We start from the raw sequence: 22162 nt of genomic DNA, 5'->3' as shown, positions 1-22162 counted from the left end.
CTGGGAGTTGTGGGCATCAAGGGACGCCCGTGTCTGTTAATAACGTAGACTTTCATTTTTACCTAAAGTTAAGGTTTTCACCCTTCGACTTCGCTCAGGGTGTGGTTTCCTTCGCCAATGTTTATCGAGGTTTTGATGTTTTCACACTTTCCCTACCCAACAGGAATGTTTAATGAAAAACCGCAGAGCGTGGAGCTAGGAAACGGATAGTCAATCCTGCACCCCACGATGCCTATATATTCTCGATAAACGGAGCAGCTCTTACTATTAACGAGCTGCTAAGGTCCAACAACAGGGCTTAAGAATTATTTCTCAAGCCCACGCTGTACCGCTTTTATCGGTCAGCGCTGGGTTGTTGACTAAGACTGATACTCCTGAAAAACTTCAAACTCCCCATCACGATTAAACGCCAACACCGCAAAGGATTCTTTTCTCTCCCCCGCCTCCATTCCAGGACTTCCCAATGGCATTCCCGGTACAGCAATGCCAGCAATGTCAGGCTTTTGCTTAACTAAACGTTTGATATCATCGGCGGGTATATGTCCTTCAACCACATAGCCATTGACAATTGCGGTGTGACAGGAGGCGAAGTCTTGGGGTACGTGATATTTTTCTTTAATAGCAGTCATTGCGTCGGTTTTAGTATCAGTCACCTGAAAACCGTGTTTTTCTAGGTGTTTAATCCATTCTCCACAGCAACCACAGGAGGGACTGCGATACACGGTAACTGAGAGGGGTTCTGACAGGGGTTCAGTTTCTTGATCCCAGACACTGCCATTCATGCTAACGGGTGTAGCCGCAACAGGATTTGGTGATTGAGGAGAATTGATTCCTTGGCTATTGGTGCTTTTTCCCCAAACCCCGACAGTCAAATAAGTCGCTCCCACTACCCCCACGATAGCAACACCCGACAAGAGTAGGGGACGTGACTGTTGATGCATCCAAGATGTTAGACGTTTGAGCATAATTAAAACCTCACTATTAATTCTTGGCTTGGGGTTGGGACTCTACTTTCAGTTTAGACTCTCTAGTCAGATGGAGAGTAGAGACGTTCCATGGAACGTCTCTACAATGGTGCCGAAAGTCCTAATCGATGTGTTTACTGCTATAACTATTCTTTCAAAAGCCAATGAAATTAGAATGAAATTATCTAGGCTTTCCCTCTGCTTAATTTTTTGGCTAAATCCAGACAGATTTCATCTCCATTTCATCTTGTTTTGGCATAATGACAACTGGCAATTCAGTCATCTACCGTGAGTTAGAGTTGTAGTCTAAGAATTGAAGCTTACCCTAAACAGTTAACAGGTTAAGTTATGAAAGTGTTGCTAGTTGAAGATGAGCCAGACTTGGGGGCTGCCATTAAGCGAGCGTTAAGTCTAGAAAAGTACGTGGTTGATTGGGTTGTTGACGGTACTGAGGCTTGGGGCTATTTAGAAAACCAGGAAATGCAGTATACGCTGGCTATTTTCGACTGGTTACTACCCGAACTATCGGGATTAGAGCTACTGCGTCGGCTGCGTGCGAACAAAAGTTCCTTGCCAGTTTTAATGCTAACCGCAAAAGACCGCTTGGAAGACCGAGTGGCGGGTTTGGATGCGGGAGCAGATGACTATTTAGTCAAGCCGTTTAGAATGGCAGAGTTGCTCGCCAGAGTTAGAGCACTGCAGCGGCGATCGCCTCAACTCCAACCCCAACAACTTCAGGTGGGAAGCCTGACTCTCGACTGCGGTACCCGAACGGTTTATCGTGTCGCGGCTAAGGGAGAAAAACAGGAGGTGCCGCTGACTAATAAGGAGTACCAGCTTCTAGAGTATTTCATGAGACATCCCAATCAAGTGGTAACTAGCGACCAAATTCGCAATCAGCTCTGGGAAGTGAGTGCAGAACCCCTGAGTAATGTCGTGGCGGCACAAATACGCTTGCTGCGCCGCAAACTTGAATCAATCGGCTGCGCGATTCCGATTGAAACGGTACATGGTATAGGATACCGTCTTAATTTGAGCAACGATGCGTCAAAATAAGCTATTTAGCCAGACTCGTGGGAAATTGGCACTCTCATACGCTTTCGTCATGGGTGTCATTTTGAGCCTGTTGGGGTTTGGCGTTTATGAAGCGATCGCTCATGCTCATTTAATTACCTTAGAGCGGGAGTTAAAATCCGTAGCTGGGACACTCCATGACAGCCTAGAATCAAAACTGAAGCAACCTGGACAAGTAGAGCCAAGGGTTAGGGATATTTTACCGAATCTTTGTTTAGTGGAGATAAACTGCTCTCCAGCACAGGTAAATGGTGAACGCCACAGGCTCAGCGCTGTGAACCAAGGAGACTACTACATCCAGCTATTTGATCAGTCAGGCAATTTGGTGGCGATCGCAGGGGCTGATCCAGCCGGATTACCCCTCGTGTTCAACCTGGAATCTTGGCAAACTGTATCAGATGAAGAAGGCAATACCTACGAGCAAATTTCCCTATCCCTACATACCGATGATCAGCAGGATTGGGGCTACTTACAGGTAGGGCGTTCTGTGCAAGACATCAACGACTACATGAGTACAGTGAAATTAATTTTGGGATTGGGGTTGCCTATTGCGATGATTCTCGTTGGCGTTGCTAGTTGGGGGTTAGCGGGGTTAGCCATGCAACCCATTTACCAATCCTATAAGCAGATCCAACAATTTACTGCTGATGCGGCTCACGAGTTGCGAACCCCTGTCGCCGCGACACTGGCGACGGTAGAAGCTGCGCTATTGATGCCCAGCTTAGATGAAAAAGAGGCACGAAACATCCTAGAAATTGTTGAACGACAGAATCGGCGGCTGAGTCAGTTGGTTGCGGATTTGCTATTTTTGTCTCGCCTAGATCGGCAACCTGTACCTGTACTACGCCAGAGGTGCTGTCTGAATGACTTAGTGAGCGATTTAGTTGAGGAATTGGCAGCCTTAGCCGTTGCTGCTCAGATCACGCTGAGTTCTGAGGTACGAGTGGGAATTTCGATGGCGGCGATCGGGGATGAGGAACAGCTTTATCGCTTAGTGTCTAATTTAATGATCAATGCCATCCAATATACTCCAGTCGAGGGAACGGTAACAGTTATTTTAGACAAGAGTGACTATCATGGGGTGATCCAGGTTAAAGATACGGGGATTGGCATTGCCCTAGCAGAACAAGAACGGATATTTGATCGCTTCTATCGAGTCAATAGCGATCGCTCTCGTCATACGGGGGGTTCGGGATTGGGGTTGGCAATTGCTAAGGCGATCGCTCAGTCACACCACGGTAGTTTGCAGGTACAGAGTGAATTAGGTGTTGGCAGTATCTTCACCCTGCGATTGCCTTTGCTTGGAAGACACAATAGCGAGCAAGACGCTTCCCAATAGCGAGCGAGACGCTCGCACTACAACTGCTCCCTCCTCCCCCCTGCCTCTCCCCACCACAACTTATTCAGCAAGCCTTAAGTAAAAGCCGAGAATCTAGGTAAAAAACCGGGTTTATGCTCGTTAATTTCATCTCAGTTTCATCAACACCTCTCAATATAGTTATTAGTAACAGATTGATCACCACAAGCGATGAAAATATGGAGACTAAAAAAATGAAAAGATTTCACGGATATTTAATCTGGGCAGTTTAAAGTATAGCAACCGCCAAGACGGTTAGGACACCATAGATTTGTAGAGACTCCTCCGGTGTAACGTCTCCAGACAATGCATTTTTCCTAATCGATATGCCTACTGCTATAATAGACAAATACAAAAGTAATTTAATTTTTTGAGGAAAACCAGGAAGAAGTAAAGCTTGCAGACATTTGCTAAAGATGTCTGCGAGTTTCAGTAACGGACAAGTTTTAGCTGTTAACGAGTTTTCTTTGAGAAACCTTGATGCTCGCGTTTCTTCAGATATAGAGGAGCAATCTTACTTTAGGTAGACGTTATTGAACTTCAGTTTTACTTATCTTATAACTAGGAAAGGAAAAAACGAAGAAGACAATTATGCCTCACATCGAAAATTATAAGTCTAGTATTGATACAACTGTTCATTGTGCCTACGAGTGCGAACACTACGGGGCAATGAAATCAGGATAAAATTTCTAAGTTACTGCTTAAATTTACGGCTATTTCATCTGAATTTCATTTCTTTGTGAAACAATTCAAAATTGGAGAGACAAAATTCAGTTAAAAAGTAAACTTTTGTTACATCCCCTTGTCTCTCCAGTGAAGTGGAGACTTTAGCCTAGTCAATAGACGTTGAGGGATTGGCATGACGCTCTCGAAGTTACTCAACCGAACAGATTTAACGGTTTTGCCACCCCTTCCTTGTAACAGGAGCCAGTTATGGAAACACTGCATCTTCTACTGCAACTAGCTGGAGCCATTGAACGTAATTCCGAACACCCTTTAGCAGAAGCCGTTGTTCAGTACGCTCAATCCCAGACGGGGGAGAAGTCGCTCCCGGAAACCGAAAACTTTGAAGCTGTGGCGGGGAGTGGGGTTCCAGGGGTTGTTAATCGCCGATTCGTGCAAATTGGCACTCAGCGCTGGATGGATGAGTTGGGGATTGAGACGTTACCCCTTCAGGCGCAAAAAGTGGCTGAATCTCTTCTTTGCCTTTGCTTATAACGCCGCAGGTATTCCCATCGCCGCTGGTATTTTATTTCCATTCTTTGGTTGGTTACTTAGCCCCGTTATTGCTGGAGCGGCTATGGCATTTAGTTCTGTCTCTGTTGTGACGAATGCCTTGCGCTTGCGTAAATTTCAGACAGAAATGAGTTAAGAATCAGCCAATTTAAAGAGGTGAACGATGAAAACGAAACGTAAACTGTTGAGCCATATAATCAGTCTGGGATTATTCATGGGAATAGCGTCAGGAGCAACCGCCACCGAAATGGAAATGCCCACTACCCCGACGCAACAATTCCGTCGCATCGAGCAACCTTTAGGTCGAAAAGTTGGTGTCACTCTAGGGGGAATCGCCTTAATTGGTGCATAACTGTGGTGGTTTTTGGGTAAAAAACGGCAGGTGCAGCAAGCTACTATCCAAGGGGATATTCAGGAACTTACGGTTACTGTCAATGGGGGTTATCAACCTGACTACATTGTTGTCCAAGCAGGTCAACCTGTGCGGCTCAACTTCTTACGCCAAGATGCGAATAGTTGCTTAGAAGAAGTCCTGTTTCCTGATTTTGGAATTGCTGCCAAATTGCCACTCAATCAAACCACTCCCGTAGAATTTACTCCCCCAAAGTCTGGTGAATATGAATTTACGTGTGGGATGAGAATGTATCGGGTAATTGTAGCCGCTTCATCGGAATCCAGTAATGATTCCGATAGCTCTAGACATCAACCACAAGCCACAGAAACTACGGCAGAGTTAGCGCATGAACCGCCAACTTTAGCTGAATCGGTTCCGGTTGTTGATGGAGTTCAAGAGGTAACGATTACTGTTGAAGGAGGATATAAACCAGCGCGACTTGCGGTTCAAGTAGGTAAACCTGTACGACTTAACTTTTTCCGCAACGATCAAAGTGAATGCTTGAGCCAAGTTGTATTACCTGACTTTGGCATTACCGCCGATTTGCCGCTCAACGAAACAAAAACCGTTGAATTTACGCCCCAAAATGTCGGGGAATATCCATTTACCTGTGGCATGGACATGGTTCGAGGTGTGGTGGATGTGCAAGATTCTGTTTCCAGTAATTAATTCGTAGAAATAAGGTCAAACAATGAACAATAAATTTTTGATTTACGGCTTTCTTAGTTTAGCAACCATCGGTACAATTACCGGGTTAGCGATGACCAAGCAGAGCCAAGCTGAAGTCCAAATAACCGGAAAAAATTCTCCGGCTCAAATCCAAGGAAAGCTGTCAGGACACAATAATCATCATCTGAAACAATCTGGAAATGCTGCGACTCCTGGTATGGAAATGATGAATCATCACCAAGGCGAACAGCACTTTATCCAAATGATGATACATCATTATCAGATGACTGAGGACATGGCAAACCTGGCGTTGGATAAGGCTCAGCGTCCTGAAATTCAACGATTTGCCCAAACTGTCAAGACAGAACAAAACCGAAAAATTGAGCAACTGAAAGCTTGGTATAAACAGTGGTATGGTACCGAAGCGCCTGCGGTATCACAGATGAGGATGCATCCTGGCGGTAATCAAAATATGCCCATGAATTTAGGTACAGGTATGCATCCTGGTGGTAATCAAAATATGCCCATGAATTCAGGTACAGGTATGCATCCTGGTGGTAATCAAAATATGCCCATGTCTTCAGGTACAGGTATGCATCCCGGCGGAAATCAAAATATGCCCATGCATCCAGGAATGGACATGATGAGCATGATGAATAAAATGGGCAATATGAACATGATGGCTGTAGATTTAGACGCCCTAAAAAATGCTCCTGACTTTGACAAAGCCTTCATGGAGCAGATGATTCCCCATCAGAAAATGGCAGTAATGATGGCTGGGATGGTACTGGATAGCAACCGCCCTGAAGTTCGCAATCTGGCACAATCCATTCTCCAGGAAGAGAGTGCTGAAATTGAGCAGATGCGGCAATGGTATCAGACTTGGTATCAATAGTTTCACCTCTGGCTTGATGCAATTCAAGCCAGAATTGATCCTTTGTATTCAATGACAATTTCCTGACTAATACCAAGTTGCAGTATAAGGTAGAATCTGTCATGATGAGTGGTTCGTAGTGAGGGCTTTAGCCCTCTCCAGCTAGGCGTTATAGAACTAAAGTTCTCACTACAAACCTGATAACGTGGTAGTGCAGCGCCGACTCAAACTGTTACCTATAAAACCTGTTGAACTTGAGACAATTTTTTTAGCGTTTCATTGAAGCGCTGTAATAGCTAGGTAAGCTGTCCTTTCTCTCGTTTATTGTTTAGATCGCCTAGAAGCAGACCGACCTGTTTGAAACCACATGATCAATCCCGTAACCCCTAAAAACAAAAGACCTAGAGCGTTAAAAAATACATATACACTCTCTAAATTGATGCTGCCAAATTTACCACGATGTAGGGCTAATAACCACAGAAAATCTGTTTCTTTGCCATTGAGGACAGCAACTTGAAAGAGCAAACCTGTGGTTAGCGTCAGCAGCAGGGGAAAAAGCATAATTGGCGCGAGAGCGCGATGTAGTTGGCGCGTGTAGCGTTTGATTAAAACAGACATATCAGTTCTATCACCTCCGCTGTTTCAAGAAAAATAGCCCCAAGGGAGTACCAATTAACAAGACAAAAATTGACTCTCCCAGTCCTGTGGGCATGAGAGTTGACGCTTGGCTAGTCATGGAGTATTCATCAGGAGCCGTTGTAGGCATTAATTCGTTGGGCGTATGCGATTGAACGGGGGGTTCCACCCTTTGGCTTGGCTGCTCTTGTTCGGCAGTGTGGGAGGTAGAAGCGGGGGTTTTTGAGGTCTGGGAGTGAGGTTCTGAACCATGTGCCAATAACGGACGGGCAGCAACTGTTAACACAAGCAAACTAATTCCCGTTGTTTGGATGACTGTTCGCATCGAGCGTGCCAGTTTCATTTGTAAATTCCTGGTGCTTTAATTCCACTTGGCGGTCTATGAATGGATTAATTTTTGCCATTATGCCAAAACACTATGAAATTGGCATGAAATTTGTCTGAATTGGGCAAAAAATTTTAGGCGGTGAACACTGAATGTAACGTTTGATCAAAATGGATTAGCCCTATGAAAAGAAAACTTGTATTGGGGCTAAGGTTCCCCTACTACGAACCTAATCGCAATTTGGGAATTTCACCTGAATTTCATCTGTCCTTTGGCAGACTGGGTAAGATTGTTGTCAACCCAGAGCGAGTGAACTATGCGTTATCGGCACAAAGCCTTACTAGAATCTGTCCTGATTACCAGCCTGCTGCTCTCTATGCCCAATGTGGCTTTTTCCCATGTCGGACATGGGGATGAGTTTCAAGCGACAGGGGGTGTGGAACGAGTACAGGTGAATACTGAAACTGATCAGATGTTGGGCATTGTTGTCACGCCGATCGCTCAATCCGCTGAGGGTGGAACTGGAGTGATGGTGCCTGTCACCGCATTGGTGGATGCGGATGGCAAGCAGCTCGTCTTTGTGCAGTATGAGAATTTTTATGAGCCAGTTGAAATTACTACGGGTGCAACCCAGGGCGAACTGATCGAAGTAACGGAAGGATTGTCGGTTGGGGAAAACCTCGTCACCCAAGGTGGCTTGTCACTTTATGCCGAATCTCGCAAAACCAAAACGGCTGATTCAGCCACTAACCCCGATGCGATCGCATCTCCTAAAACCGATGCAGCTCATGCTCAGGCAGATGCCCAAGGAATCCCTCATAGCCACGATGCTGCTGGCAATATAACCCAACAGCCTGGGGAAATCGCACCGCAAGAGGGTGGATTTCCGATGGGGATTTTAGCGGCTGTTGGTGGCGGAGCCGTAGTGTTAGTGGGTGCGATTTCGTTTGTGAGTATCCGTAAGAAAAATAGCGTCTAGATGTTGAAACTGTTGCCTATTGCCTAAGCTGTCACGCATTTAAATTGGGAATGGGTAGCGAGCAAGATGCAAAGCCTGCGGCATGGCTTCGCTTAACGCATTACAAGGATGAGAGCAGTTATTGACATTAAGGTTTAAATGCCGAACAGCTTATTCCCTATTCCCTATTGCCTATTCCCTATTGCCTCTCCCCACCACAAGACTCTCTACAGCAGCCCCTAATTTAAGATGTTTAACACGATTCTGAATCAGACGCTCAAAAACGCGATCGCTCATCGGTGGTTCATCGTTGCGGGTGCCATTGTGATTACCCTGTGGGGTGTTGTTAGTATCACCCAGATGCCACTGGATGTGTTTCCTGAATTTGCACCGCCTCAAGTCGATATTCAAACCGAAGCAACGGGATTGGCTCCAGAGGAGGTGGAAACACAGATTACTGTACCCATTGAAAGTGCGGTGAATGGCTTACCCGGAGTGACGACGGTGCGATCGTCTTCTAAGGTAGGGCTATCGATGGTGCAGGTAGTCTTTGACCAAGATGCTGATATTTACAAAGCGCGGCAATCGGTAACAGAACGGCTCCAGCAAGTCACCAATCAGCTTCCAAAAGGCATCCATCCGCCAGAAATTTCGCCACTGGTATCCCCGTTGGGTACGATTTTGCAGTATGCCTTTACCGTAAACGGGCAGGGGCAAACCTCGCTGATGGAACTGCGCCAACTGGTGGAAGTCACCCTCAGCCATCAGATTCTGTCAGTACCAGGAGTCTCTCAAGTTACTATTTATGGGGGAGATGAACGCCAAGAACAAGTGTTAGTCGATCCAGCAAAACTGCGATCGCGTAATGTCTCTCTTACCGAAGTCACCAATGCAGCTAGGGGAGCCAATTCCAATGCTCCGGGGGGTTTTCTGATTGGTGGGGGTCAAGAACTTCTAGTACGCGGCATTGGGCAGATCAACTCCATTGAAGACTTGCAGCAATCGGTGGTGAAGGTGCAGGAGGGTCAACCTATTCTGCTCCAAGATGTGGCGGAGGTCAAGACTGGGGCAGCCCTGAAGCGGGGAGATGCCAGTTTTAATGGGCAGCCTGCGGTTGTACTGATGATTAATAAACAACCTGATGTGGATACTCCCACCGTCACGAAAGCCGTGGAAGCCGTGATGCAGTCGTTGCAGCCAACCTTTCCGGCTGATGTGCAAGTGGCACGAACCTTTCGTCAGTCCAACTTCATTGATGCGGCGATTCGCAATGTCAGCGGTTCTCTGATTCAAGGCATCATTATTGTGTCGGTGATCATGCTGCTGTTTTTGATGAATTGGCGCACGGCGGTGATTACTCTGAGTGCGATTCCCCTATCTTTGTTGGTTGGGTTACTCTTCATGAAAGCCTTTGGCTTGGGCATCAATACGATGACATTGGGTGGATTAGTGGTTGCCATTGGCTCCGTTGTGGATGATGCCATTGTAGACATGGAAAACTGTTATCGCGGACTCCGCACGAATCAAGCCCAGGGTAATCCCAAGCATCCCTTTCAAGTTGTCTATGACACCTCTGTAGCAGTACGGCTGGCGGTGATTTTTTCCACCGTAATCATCATTGTGGTATTCGCACCGATTTTTAGTTTAACTGGCGTGGAGGGGCGTATTTTTGCGCCGATGGGGTTGGCATATTTGCTGTCAATCGCGGCTTCTACACTGGTGGCTATGACCCTTTCTCCTGCCCTTTGTGCGATTTTGCTGGCAAATCAAACCTTACCGCAGGAAGGCACGTTTGTGTCCCGGTGGGCAGAACGGCTCTATCGCCCGTTGCTGAATGTTTCGTTGCGATCGCCCCAAATTATTTTGGGTGTGGCACTAGCGGCTTTGGTGGCGGCTTGTGCGATCGTTCCTTCCCTAGGACGGGTGTTTCTGCCGGAATTCCAGGAAAAGTCGATGGTTAACTCGATGGTGTTATTTCCGGGTGTGTCCCTCGATATGACGAATCGGGCAGGGATAGCGCTTTCTAAGTCGCTTCAGGACAATCCCCTCTATGAGTGGGTGCAGGTACGGGCAGGACGCGCTCCTGGGGATGCTGATGGGGCTGGAGTTAGTATGGCACACGTTGATGTGGAACTCAGTGATCGGGCGCTCAAAGATCGGGAAGCCAGCGTTAAACACCTGCGGGAAGCCTTCCTAAAGCTGCCCGGTGTCGCCCCTAATATAGGCGGATTTATCTCCCACCGCATGGATGAGGTACTCTCTGGAGTTAGAAGTGCGATCGCGATAAAAATCTTTGGTCCGGATTTGATTGAACTCCGCCAGATTGGTGAACAGGTGCGCGATGTTATCGAACCGATTGCTGGGGTTGTAGACTTGCAGCTTGAACCCCAACTGCCCATACGTCAGGTGCAAATCCAATATGATCGGGCGGCGGCGGCGACCTATGGATTAAGCATGGAACAATTGTCAGAGGTGGTAGAAACGGCTCTGAATGGTCGAGTGGTGTCCCAGGTAGCGGAAAACCAACAGCTTATTGATATCTCCGTCTCACTGACACAAAAGGCGCGTAACAGTTTAGATGCGATTGGTGGGATTCCCCTCTCCACTCCCACGGGAGAAACCATCCCCCTGAGTACCGTGGCTAAAGTAGATTACGGCATGGGCGTCAATGTGGTGAATCGAGAAGACGTTTCCCGGTTAATTGTTGTTTCAGCTAACGTTACTGAGCGGGATTTGGGCAGTGTTGTTGGTGATATTCAAGCTCAAATTCGCCAAAACGTACAGTTGCCTAATGGCTATTTTATCCAGTACGGCGGACAGTTTGAATCGGAGGAACGGGCGACTAATAACCTGCTGGTGTATAGTATCTTGGCGGCGATGGTGATTACCGTGTTGATGTTCTTTTCGGTTAAATCCCTTCCTGCTACGATCGCAATCATGATTAACTTACCTTTGGCATTAGTGGGAGGTATTGTCTCAATTGCGCTGACTGGCGGTGTGATTTCAGTTGCATCTCTGATTGGCTTTATCACCCTGTTTGGCGTTGCTGTTCGCAATGGCTTGTTACTGGTAGACAACTACAACAACAAGTTTGCTCAGGGAATGTACCTTACAGATGTAATTGTCAACGGTTCTCTAGAACGAGTGAACGCCATCTTGATGACAGCAATCACCTCAGCATTGGGAATGTTACCGTTAGCGATCGCCAGTGGAGCCGGAAATGAGATTTTACAACCGTTAGCAATTGTGGTTTTGGGTGGTTTGTTTACCTCTACAGCCTTGACATTATTGGTGATTCCTGCACTTTATGCCAAGTTTGGCAAGCGGTTGATGCCCAAACAAAAAAACACGGTGGTTCAGACGAGTTTTCCGGTGAATGCCACACCGCAATCATCGGTAGATTCACTGCTGTAGAGCTTTTGACTAGATTAATGACAAATGACGAAATTGTCTCCACCTACTAAAAACACAATGTCACATCAACTCACAATCACCTACCCAGAAACCTTTCCCGATGCCTTACAACAAACTAGAGAACAGTTTGAACAAGAGGCACAATGGGCAATGGCAGTCAAACTTTTTGAGATGAAACGCCTATCATCGGGAATGGCAGCCGCATTGATTGGCACGGATAGAGTTTCATTCCTGCTTAATTTAAATCGTTATGGTGTGCCAATGATTGACCTTACCGAAGCAGAACTCTTATCGGATTTAGACAATGCCTGAAACCCAGAGAATTGTAATCAATACTTCCCCCTTAATCGCCCTTGTTGCGGCTTTAGGAGATTTAACGGTATTGCAATCTCTTTATGCTCAGGTATTGGTTCCCTTGGAAGTCTGTCAAGAAATTATGCCTTTGGTACGCTGGAGTGATGGGCGTGATTTTGGGTATCTCTGGATTAGGGGCATATCGGGCATTGATTCGGGCAAACTGGGTAGCAATGGAACGGGAAATTGAGTCGATTGCTGGCACCTTACACGACAGTGTAGAACTGATTAAAGTAACCGATACCGGGATTGGCATTCCACCGACAGAACAAGCCCACATTTTTGATCGCTTCTATCGAGTAAATCGCGATCGCTCTCGGCATACGGGGGGTTCGGGATTAGGGTTGGCTATTGCCCGCGCGATCGCTACTGCACACCACGGTAGCTTGCAAGTAGACAGCCAACTCGGGGTTGGCAGTACATTCACAATTCGATTACCTTTGAGAGGATGACCTAGGACGATAATTTTACCGACAGTTTAGTGCGAAAGGGGTTAGCGACTAGAGTTGCCGTGTAGCAAAGGCTGGTGGGTTGAGCGAAGTCGAAACCCACCCTACGGTAGATCAAGGGTTTAGGCGAGCAAAAAATGCAAATGTTCCGTGTAATTTCTATTAAGATATCCGCCCAGTCAGGATTTCATTCTGATTTCATAATTAACTGATACCTTTAAATAGATACGATTCTTCAGTAGTCTGATCCAGACTGAATGTTTTATGTCTCTGGAACCTCCCTTACCCCATTCGGATATTGACGAGTCTCGTCCCAACACTCCAGACTCTTTATCTGAACATCCAGAACCTTTCGCTTCCGAACCAGACCAAGAACTGCGACAGCCGTCTAGCCGCAAAAAATACGGACGGGTTTTATTAGGTCTGGGAGTCTTCGCTGTACTCAGCAGTAGTATCCTCCTGATCACGAATCAAATCAAACCGACTAACTCTATGGCTGGGATGGAAGGTCATGATATGTCGGGAATGTCTCACGATGACATGATGCAGGTGAATGGTGCGTTTAACCCGATTCCGGTGACGGTAGAGGTGGTGCAACCTGGAGAATTCGAGGCAAATGTATCCTACACTGGATCGATTATGCCTTATCAGGAAGTGGTTGTTTATCCACGGGTTGCCGGACAATTAACCAATTATTCAGTTTATCCCGGCGATCGCGTTAAGGCTGGGCAAGTGTTGGCTCAACTGGATGCAACGGAACGCTCGACGGAATTAGCCGAAGCCCAGGCGGAAGCCGATGCGATGGAAACGTCGTTACGGGCTAGCCAAGTCCAGATTGAAGAACAGACTCAAGAAATTGCCCGCTTGCAAGCCGAACTGGATTATTTACAGCTACGACAAAATCGCTTTGCTACCCTAGTCGCAGAAGGTGCTATTGCTCAAGATGACTTGGATATTGTCGCCTCTGAAGTGAAGGCTAAACAGGCGGCGATTAGGAAAGCCCAAGCAGCACGGGCAAGGTTACTTGCTGAAGTGGATCAAAATCGCGCCAAGGTGGGTCAGGCGCGAGCGGAGGTGGGTACAGCGACGGTAATGCAGAGTTACACGAAATTGCAATCCCCGATTAGTGGCATTATTCAAACTCGTATGGTTGATCCGGGCGTTGTCGTACAGCCCGGTATGGGCGTGCTGAAAATCGGGGACTATTCGCGAGTAAGACTCCAGGCGAATGTGGCACAGGAGGATGCTGGATATATTCGGGTGGGTACGCCAATTCAAGCCCAGGTGCCAGGGGTAACGGATCAACCTTTAACGGGGAAGATTACCAGTATTTTCCCGCAAACTAACAATGACACCCGCACGGTGACAGTGGAAGCGGTGGTGGATAATCCTCAAGAACGTCTGTTATCTGGGCAGTTTTTGGAGATGATCCTTCTCACAAATCGTAAGGCAAATACGATATCGGTGCCTCGAAAGGCGGTTGTAGAGTTTAATGGTGAAAATTCGGTGTGGGTTATCCAGGATAACCAGGCGCAACGGCGTCAGGTTGAGAGGGGGATGATTAGTGGCGATCGCATCGAAATCACCCAGGGACTGAAAATGGGCGATCGCGTGATTACTTCTGGGGATAGCCGTCTGGTTCCTAATGTTCAAGTGACGGTGGTGGATGACACTGGCGATCCCGTACCGATGCTGGGTGAGAGTAGTCAGGACAAAATTGAAGTTGCGATCGTTGACCCTGATCCTACCAAGGGATTTAAGTCAGGGGGGGCTGAACTCATCCTAGAAGTCCGTGATCCCCAGACTCAAGAACCCTTACCCGCTAAGGATGTGGCGGTAGACGTCACCATGCCTATGCCCAATATGCCGCCAATGACGACGATGGTGGAACTAGAACCAACTGACAAACCCGGACAGTTCCAGGTCAAAACTCATTTTGGCATGGCGGGAGAGTGGCATATTAAAGTCGAGGTTAAAGACCCCGATTATGCAGGTCAAACTCTGCTCAAGGTGGCAGTTGAGTAACATTATCAGGCAAACCATGGCACGTCTGGAAAATGGGGTTGTAGAGACGTGCCATGGCACGTCTGGAAAATGGGGAAGAAAAAAATGCAATCCTTTTGATTTCACAATTGTTCAATTCTATTTCAGTGAGGATTCTGATGAAAAAACTTCTTTTGCTCATGCTGACAATCAGCGTTTTAACCACCGCTTGCAGTAGTGGTAATCAAGTGGAGAGTGAATTAGAAACCGATGCAGCGACTGCTCCGACAACCGAAACGACGGCATCCCCTGCCGAAAATAACGTAATCATCACCATGGTGTCTCCTGAAGATGGCACTGTACCGATGGGTGATGCAGAATTTGTGGTCGAGGTGATTGATTCCGCCACCAATGAACCCGTAGCCGTGGAGGATCTACAAGTCGATCTGTCTATGGAAATGGAAGACATGGAGCCAATGACAGCCATGACTAAGGTAGAACCTGATACTCAACCTGGACGATACAAGGTGATGACTAACATGGGGATGAAAGGAAAATGGATGATGGCGGTGAAATCGACTGATCCGGCTATGTCTGGACAAGAAACATTTGATATTGAGGTGAAGTAGTCAAACTCAATCCCGGTTAACTATCCCCTTTTTGGTGGAGACAAGGCAACAGCCAACAGGCAATAGGCAACTGTCTTCATCTCCAATATATAAAAGGGGTGACAAAGGCAAATTTGGTATCACCTTAGCCAGAAAGTTTCAGCATCTGGAGAGATTCTTCATTCCGCTTCGCTCCATTCAGAATGACATCATCGGGCGTTTGAGTAAGCCTTGAAAATCTCCTCCGCTTCCCTATCTCCCAGACGTTCCACTGTCACGTCAGCGGGTGTAGGGTGCGTTAGCGAAGCGTAACGCACCATTTCAAACGATAGTAGTGAAACCCGCCCCTACACAATTTCCCTATCTCCCCCATCTCCCAGACGTGCCATGGCACGTCTCTACATTTCCCCCCAGCGCCCCCATGATCAAAACCTTTCTCACCCGTTGGTCGATTAAGCATCCGGTAATTGTCGCCGCGCTGTACATCGCCGTGCTAGTCCTATCCGTACTGAGTCTAATACTCCTACCGGTGCGGATGATGCCCTACGTGGAAAGTCCATTGGTGTCGATTGTCACCATGGCACCAGGTTCCTCGCCCACAGAAGTTGAAACCTATATCAGTAAGCCTATTGAGCAGCGGCTGACGGTGCTGGACAATGTGCGGTTTATTCGCTCTAGTTCCCAGCAAGATATGTCCTTAGTGACGATTCAATTTGCCTGGGGGGATGATATCAATCAAGCGGTGCAATCTGTGCAGAGCATCATGACGGCGGCTGAGGGAGATATTGAACTGGATGGCTTGAACTCCCGTTCTTACTGGGTATTGCCGATTGATCCCCTCAACCGTCCGGTGCTGACGTTGGCGCTACAGGGAGATGGCTGGGACCCGGTGCAGCTACGGGAATTTGCGGATAACACCCTGGTTGATCGGCTAACCCAAGTACCAAATGTCCAGGCTGTATCCATCTTTGGCGGCTATCGGCGACAGCTTCAGGTGGTGGTGGATCGACAGAAGTTAGCCGCTTACGGGTTATCAATTTTGCAGGTGCGCGACGCGATTGATGCCAATAACGTCAGCCAGGGCGCTGGGGTGCTGACTCAGGGTGACTCGGAAATCTTGGTGCGGGCGGATGAACGGGCGCTGAGTGCGGCGGATGTGATGGATTACCCAGTCTTGGAGCAGGATGGGCAGGTGGTTTATGTCCGAGATGTGGCTACCGTAGAAGATACCTTTGAGGAACGGCGCAGTGGCTACCGCTACAATGGCGAGGCGGCTTTAGCCGTGAATGTGATCCAGAAGCCGGATTCGAGTTCCCCGAAGGTGATCAAGCAGGTACGGGCAGAACTGGAGCAGATTCAGGCAGAGTATCCGGGTCTTAGTTTTGCAGAAGCTTATGATAACTCCTATTTGGTCAATATTATTCTTGATAGCACCTTCCAGGAACTGCTGATTAGCGTGTTGCTCGCTGGGGTGGTGATTCTGATCTTTTTGGAAGATTTCCGCGCTACGGCGCTGATCATGATCTCCATCCCTACTTCTCTGGCTCTCTCCACCTTGCCTTTTATTCCCATCGAGATGTCCCTCAATTCTTCCACGCTGATTGGGATGATGATGGCAATTGGGAAACTGGTGGATGATTCCATTATCGTCATCGACTCCATTGACCGGAAATTACGGGAAGGGCTACGCCCCCGACAAGCAGCCATTCAGGGAACAGGGGAGGTGTTTCTGGCAAGTGCGGCGGCAAGTTGTGTAATGATTGCAGCACTGTTACCGACAATTATGGCGGGAGGGTTGACAGGACTGATGTTTGTGGGCATCGTGTGGCCCATGGTGTTTGCTTTTATCGCCTCGCTGATTGTGTCGGTAACGCTGATTCCCCTAATTGCCGCATTTGTGCTGAAGCCACCCCAGAACAGACGCCAACGAAAGACATGGTTGCAATGGCTGTTGACCCCGGTGCGGGTAGGCTTTGAGAAACTCGAACAGGGCTATGGTTGGCTGCTGGATCGGTGTATGAATAATCGGGAGGTGACGCTGGCGATCGCGGGAGCTGCTATTGTATTTGCGATCGCACTTTATCCGTTTGTGCCTCAAGAAATGATGCCCCTGGGGGATTCGGGTCAGTTTATGGCATCGCTGGAGATGGAACCGGGTACATCTTTTGCTAAGACTGACGAGAGTACCTACCGCTTTGAGCAGATTTTACTCGCCCAACCGGACATCGACAAAGTGTCGTCCCAAACGGGGTTTGAACTGACCCGTAATAGTACCTATTTCAGTGGCTACACGATGGGTAGCGTTAACTCCGCCTCTCTAATTGTCACCCTCAAGGACGATCGCAACCGTGACATCTGGGAAATTATGGATAGCGTCGAAGCTGAAGCCCGCCGGACTATTCCCGGTTTGCGCCGCATCGCCTTAAAGGAGATGGGTGTTGACGTAATGGCGACATCTGCGGCTCCGATTCAGCTTGCGGTGTATGGGGAGGATTTAGATATACTCCATCGTTTAGCCCAAGATGTCCTCCGCATCGCCGAAGATACGCCCGGTTTAGTCATGCCCCAAACCAGTTCAGCCCTAACTCAGCCAGAATATCAGATCCAGGTGGATCGTCGTCGCGCCGAAGAACTGGGGATGAATGTACGGATGGTGGCAGAACAAGCCCGCTACGCCCTCACAGGTGGCTTTACCCGCCGCTATTACAACCGTCCCAACCTACGTCAAAATTCGATTCTGGTGCGCTATGAGGAGGAAGAACGCGGCACCCTGAGCAATCTGGCAAACACGTACATCACCACACCGATGGGACAACAGGTTCCCCTAAAAACTGTTGCTACATTGGAACGGCATAATGGTCCTACCGTGATTGAGCATATTAATGGGAAGCGGGTGGTGTATGTCAACGGCTACTACCGGAAAGGGGGTCCGGCTTCCATGGATTTGTCGATGGCGATCGCAATGCGGGCGGGAATGGAGTTGCAATTTCCCCCTGGTTATGGTATCGATTCCATGGGTGATATGACCGACATGATGATTGAGTTTGACCGTTTGCTTAAAGGGTTGCTCGTGTCGCTGATTTTAATTTATTTAATTCTTGTCATTCAGTTTGGCTCGTTTATTCAACCTTTGGTGATGATGGTGTCAGTTCCCCTACAATTAGTTGGTGTCTTCGGCGGATTGATTTTGGCGGATCAAACCCTTTCAAGCGTTTCAATTCTGGGCATTGTCATCCTATCCGGTTTGTCTCTATCCGCAGCAATTTTACTACTCGAATTGATCCTGGCGAAACGAGAAGAAGGAGTTCCCCGCGATGTGGCGATTCGCATGGCAGGTCCGGTTCGGTTAAAAGCGATTACCATGACCACCTGTACCACCGTTATCGTAATTGTGCGGCTGGCGTTCTTCCCAGAAATTGGTATGGATGCCTATTCCCCCATCGCCACCGTAATTCTAGGGGGGTTGCTACTATCAACCCTGTTAACCTTGGTGGTAGTGCCAGTGGTGTATTCCTTCATCGATGATGCCACCGAATGGCTGAAGCGACGTGAGCGGCGACGTCGCCTGAGCCGACACCCAGATGTCATTCTGGGAAAGTGACCTAAAGCATCGGTTGGTGTAACCACAGTCACAAGAAATAAGTCATAAGTTTTGTCGGGGCGGGTTTAGCCACTCAATCAGTTTGTTTCCCGATAACTGCTCAACAAAACCCGCCCTTACTAACTCATAACTGTACTAAGAAATGTTAACAAGCCTCAAACCCTTACTGTTGCCAGATGAGCTGTGACACACCGAGCGAAGTCGAGGTGTTGCCTAATCTCCACCGTTAACTTTAATGAAAGTCCGACTACTTATCATAGAAAAAAAATCAAAAATTGCCGGAAAATTTGGTAGTCAAGTATAATAATTTAATTACTGGACTGGTGTTCTCGGCAAACCGCCAATCTGAGTCAGTGGTTTAAAGGCACAACAGCTTAAGGAAAAATATGGTGGAGCAAGTCTTAAAAAAACGTTACCAAATCCAGAAACAGCTCGGTAAAAATGGTGGACGACGCACGTTGCTGGCGCGAGACTTACAAACCCAGGAATTAGTCGCTATCAAACTCCTCACCTTTAGTGCCGATTTTAAATGGGATGATATTAAATTGTTTGAGCGAGAAGCCGAAACCTTACAGTCACTCTCTCATCCGGCAATTCCCCATTGCTTAGACCACTTTCCCGTCCAAACAACCAAGACTAAAGGCTTGGCATTGGTACAGAGTTATATCCAAGCGAAATCATTGGAAGAATGGGTTAAATTGGGTCGTCAGTTTAACGAAGCCGAAATTAAGCACATCGCTAAAGCATTACTCGAAATATTAATGTATTTACACGCACAGCATCCCCCAGTAATTCATCGGGATATTAAGCCGAGTAATATTCTGTTAGGAAACCGCTCAGGCAACAGTTTTGGTCAAGTGTATTTAGTAGATTTTGGCTCAGTTCAGACTTTAGCCGCAGCAGAAGGTAGCACGATTACAGTTGTGGGAACCTATGGGTATATGCCGCCGGAACAATTTGGTGGACGTGCGGTTCCAGCGTCCGATCTCTACAGCTTAGGTGCCACATTAATTTACTTGGTAACCGGGACGCATCCCGCTGATTTACCCCAAGAGGATTTGCGAATTGAATTTGAACCAAAAATCTCTCTCGATTCAGGCTTTATCGATTGGTTGCAGTGGATGACTGAACCGGATTTGAACAACCGTTTATCCTCTGCTGATCAAGCCTTAAAATCCCTGGAAAAACTGGGCAACTCAGAGTCCCCAGTGGTAAGGAATTCTGAGGGTAGTAAAGTTCAAATCAAAAAAGACCGTAATAGTATAGAATTTTTCATACATAATGATTCGGAGACAACAATTGGTTTAGTGGTTTTTAAGTGTATATTCTCAATCCTAGCTTTTTTAGGTTTTTTACAATTTCTAGCAATTGGCATATCATCGATGGTGAATGTATTTACTGCAAACTCTTTTTATGAAAAAATAATGAGTGGTTTTTCTGGTATTTTATGCCTCAGTGTTTCTTTCATTATCATATCAGCCATTATCTCTCTTTTTTCAGCATCTAAACAATCTACCCGACTCCGAATTGATCAGCATAACATATCACTTAATAATCGAGATTCAATTCCCAAAAGTTCTATTTGGAAATTAGGATTTTCACATGATTACAATACAGACTCACCTGTTTGTCGCGACATTGAGATTTGGGTAGGAACACAGCTCTATACAATTCCTACTGAGAATCTGACTGATCGGGAAGTTGATTGGATTGCATCTGAACTCAGCAATTTATTAGATTTGCCGCTTAGGAAATGAACCCTGAATTAAACAAAAACGCAAAACCATAAACTAATTTTACTAAGAGGACAATAAACAATGGTGGCTAAAGTTTTAAACAAGCGTTACGCTATCCAAAAACAGATCAACAAAAATGTGGGACGACACACTTTATTGGCAAGAGACTTAAAAACTCAAGACTTAGTAGTGATTAAGTTGCTGATTTTTGGAGAAAATTTTCAAGGGGATGATTGGAAACTGTTTGAACGAGAAGTCAAAACGTTAAAACTCCTTTCCCATCCAGCAATTCCCCGTTACCTAGACTATTTTGATCTAGACGCATCAATGGGTAAAGGATTAGCGTTAGTGCAAAGCTATATACCCGCTAAATCCTTAGAGCAATGGTTAATAGATGGACGAACCTTTAGCGAAGAATACATTAAGCAATTAGCTCAAGCCCTGCTGGAAATTTTGTGCTACTTGCATGAGCAAAAGCCGCCCGTTATTCATAGAGATATCAAGCCCAGTAATATTTTATTGGCAAACCGATCAGGTAACAGTGTGGGTCAAGTTTATTTAGTTGATTTTGGCTCGGTACAAACCCTAGCTGCCCAAAAAAGTAGCACAATTACTGTTGTAGGAACTTACGGATATATGCCACCTGAACAATTTGGTGGACGCACTGTTCCGGCTTCTGATCTTTACAGTTTGGGTGCAACTCTAATTTATTTAGTAACAGGGAGGCATCCAGCCGATTTACCCCAGGAGAATTTGCGAATTCAGTTTGAATCGTTTGTCAATCTAAGTTCAGAGTTGATTGATTGGTTGAAATGGATGACACAACCCAGTCTAAATCGTCGTCCAGCATCGGCTGGGGAAGCACTGAAAGCTTTGACACACCCCCCTCAGAAAGCCGATATTTTTGCTGGTGCAGAAAAACCGTTTGGGAGTCGCATTAAAACTAAAAAAAATGATGATAAACTAGAGATTTTGATTCCACCAAAACGATTAAAAATTGATCTAGGTTTTGTTTTAACGATTATTATAAGTTTTGCCCTGCAACTTGGCGTTCCTGCGGTGGGTGTGTTTATGTTAATAAGTTGGATGGTTAACTCTGGATACTTCGATTTACTGCTGTTGATTTTTGTGCTGGTATTTGCTAGTTTTTTAATTATCTCAGTTGGCAAAAATTGGATTATACTTCAAGCTGGTTTATCGTATATTATTCGTTCACTCGGATTGACTAGAATTAATCTTTATAAACAAGAAATGTATTTGAGTTACGAGTTAATTTGGTTTAAAATAACTCCAAAAAAAATCCTTAAAAATACTATTATTAAACTGAGCTATATTCAACCTTTTTCGCTGATAAATGAATCATCGAAAAGAGAAAAGCATATAGGATTAATTCCGCCAACAATTCTAATCATTGCTGAACAACAAAACTATGCATTATCTGCCGCTTTTCTCGAACTCGTTGAGCCAGAAATGGAATGATTAGCTCACGAACTCAGTAAATGGTCGGGTGTGCCGATTACTGTTGAAGA

Annotated in this window: 17 protein-coding genes and 2 pseudogenes; 16 read left to right on the top strand and 3 right to left on the bottom strand. The window is 46.6% G+C overall.

What is annotated here, in order from left to right; translation table 11 throughout:
* Positions 1–359: 359 nt before the first annotated feature.
* A complete protein-coding gene (locus RH949_RS07725; protein WP_446352448.1) occupies positions 360–965 on the bottom strand; it encodes a DUF411 domain-containing protein in 606 nt (201 codons plus the stop codon).
* Positions 966–1313: 348 nt separating this feature from the next.
* Here RH949_RS07725 and rppA point away from each other — a divergent pair, with 348 nt between their 5' ends.
* From rppA to RH949_RS07690, 7 genes and pseudogenes are all read left to right on the top strand, one after another.
* A complete protein-coding gene (rppA, locus tag RH949_RS07720; protein ID WP_006101174.1) occupies positions 1314–2021 on the top strand; it encodes a two-component system response regulator RppA in 708 nt (235 codons plus the stop codon).
* Positions 2008–3378, top strand: a complete 1371-nt coding sequence (gene rppB / locus RH949_RS07715; protein ID WP_446352447.1) for a two-component system sensor histidine kinase RppB — start codon at positions 2008–2010, stop codon at positions 3376–3378. The genes rppA and rppB overlap by 14 nt, the downstream gene beginning before the upstream one ends.
* A gap of 951 nt (positions 3379–4329) precedes the next feature.
* Positions 4330–4614 (top strand): hypothetical protein, encoded by a 285-nt coding sequence (locus RH949_RS07710; RefSeq protein WP_446352446.1) that lies wholly within the window; start codon positions 4330–4332, stop codon positions 4612–4614.
* A pseudogene (locus RH949_RS07705) lies at positions 4589–4768 on the top strand (hypothetical protein); the annotation flags it as partial. The gene RH949_RS07710 and the pseudogene RH949_RS07705, both read left to right, overlap by 26 nt.
* A gap of 27 nt (positions 4769–4795) precedes the next feature.
* The gene (locus tag RH949_RS07700) at positions 4796–4984 is read left to right on the top strand and encodes a hypothetical protein (protein WP_446352445.1); all 189 of its coding nucleotides are present in this window, start codon (positions 4796–4798) and stop codon (positions 4982–4984) included.
* A 12-nt stretch (positions 4985–4996) separates the two neighbouring features.
* Positions 4997–5695: a cupredoxin domain-containing protein gene (locus RH949_RS07695; protein ID WP_446352444.1), complete on the top strand. Its 699-nt coding sequence runs from the start codon at positions 4997–4999 to the stop codon at positions 5693–5695.
* Positions 5696–5717: 22 nt separating this feature from the next.
* Complete coding sequence (locus RH949_RS07690; RefSeq protein WP_446352443.1) at positions 5718–6590, top strand: DUF305 domain-containing protein; 873 nt, start codon at positions 5718–5720, stop codon at positions 6588–6590.
* Positions 6591–6890: 300 nt separating this feature from the next.
* On the opposite strand, the gene RH949_RS07685 is transcribed toward RH949_RS07690, so the two are convergent.
* Together RH949_RS07685 and RH949_RS07680 are read right to left on the bottom strand one after the other, a co-directional pair.
* Positions 6891–7187, bottom strand: a complete 297-nt coding sequence (locus RH949_RS07685; RefSeq protein ID WP_446352442.1) for a PepSY domain-containing protein — start codon at positions 7185–7187, stop codon at positions 6891–6893.
* Between the two features lie 10 nt (positions 7188–7197).
* Positions 7198–7548: a hypothetical protein gene (locus RH949_RS07680; RefSeq protein WP_446352441.1), complete on the bottom strand. Its 351-nt coding sequence runs from the start codon at positions 7546–7548 to the stop codon at positions 7198–7200.
* A 298-nt stretch (positions 7549–7846) separates the two neighbouring features.
* Between RH949_RS07680 and RH949_RS07675 the strand changes: the two genes are divergently transcribed.
* From RH949_RS07675 to RH949_RS07635, 9 genes and pseudogenes are all read left to right on the top strand, one after another.
* Complete coding sequence (locus tag RH949_RS07675) at positions 7847–8509, top strand: cobalt transporter (protein ID WP_446352440.1); 663 nt, start codon at positions 7847–7849, stop codon at positions 8507–8509.
* Positions 8510–8737: 228 nt separating this feature from the next.
* Positions 8738–11902 carry an efflux RND transporter permease subunit gene (locus RH949_RS07670; RefSeq protein ID WP_446352439.1) on the top strand — a complete coding sequence of 1055 codons (3165 nt, stop codon included), beginning with the start codon at positions 8738–8740 and terminating at the stop codon, positions 11900–11902.
* Positions 11903–11959: 57 nt separating this feature from the next.
* On the top strand, positions 11960–12214 hold the full coding sequence (locus RH949_RS07665) for a UPF0175 family protein (protein ID WP_446352438.1): 255 nt from the start codon (positions 11960–11962) through the stop codon (positions 12212–12214).
* Positions 12215–12480: 266 nt separating this feature from the next.
* Positions 12481–12708 (top strand): annotated as a pseudogene (locus RH949_RS07660) (sensor histidine kinase); the annotation flags it as partial.
* A 261-nt stretch (positions 12709–12969) separates the two neighbouring features.
* Positions 12970–14730: an efflux RND transporter periplasmic adaptor subunit gene (locus tag RH949_RS07655; RefSeq protein ID WP_446352437.1), complete on the top strand. Its 1761-nt coding sequence runs from the start codon at positions 12970–12972 to the stop codon at positions 14728–14730.
* A 137-nt stretch (positions 14731–14867) separates the two neighbouring features.
* Positions 14868–15317 carry a FixH family protein gene (locus RH949_RS07650; RefSeq protein WP_446352436.1) on the top strand — a complete coding sequence of 150 codons (450 nt, stop codon included), beginning with the start codon at positions 14868–14870 and terminating at the stop codon, positions 15315–15317.
* Between the two features lie 403 nt (positions 15318–15720).
* Positions 15721–18897, top strand: a complete 3177-nt coding sequence (locus RH949_RS07645) for an efflux RND transporter permease subunit (protein ID WP_446352449.1) — start codon at positions 15721–15723, stop codon at positions 18895–18897.
* Positions 18898–19283: 386 nt separating this feature from the next.
* Positions 19284–20654 carry a serine/threonine protein kinase gene (locus RH949_RS07640; protein ID WP_446352435.1) on the top strand — a complete coding sequence of 457 codons (1371 nt, stop codon included), beginning with the start codon at positions 19284–19286 and terminating at the stop codon, positions 20652–20654.
* A 60-nt stretch (positions 20655–20714) separates the two neighbouring features.
* Positions 20715–22112, top strand: coding sequence for a serine/threonine protein kinase (locus RH949_RS07635; RefSeq protein WP_446352434.1), 1398 nt, complete (start codon positions 20715–20717; stop codon positions 22110–22112).
* Positions 22113–22162 lie beyond the last annotated feature (50 nt).

The organism is Coleofasciculus sp. A1-SPW-01 (assembly GCF_040217205.1).
GTDB classification, from domain to species: Bacteria; Cyanobacteriota; Cyanobacteriia; order Cyanobacteriales; family Coleofasciculaceae; genus Coleofasciculus; species Coleofasciculus chthonoplastes_A.
This window is presented reverse-complemented; position numbering and strand designations above follow the sequence as displayed.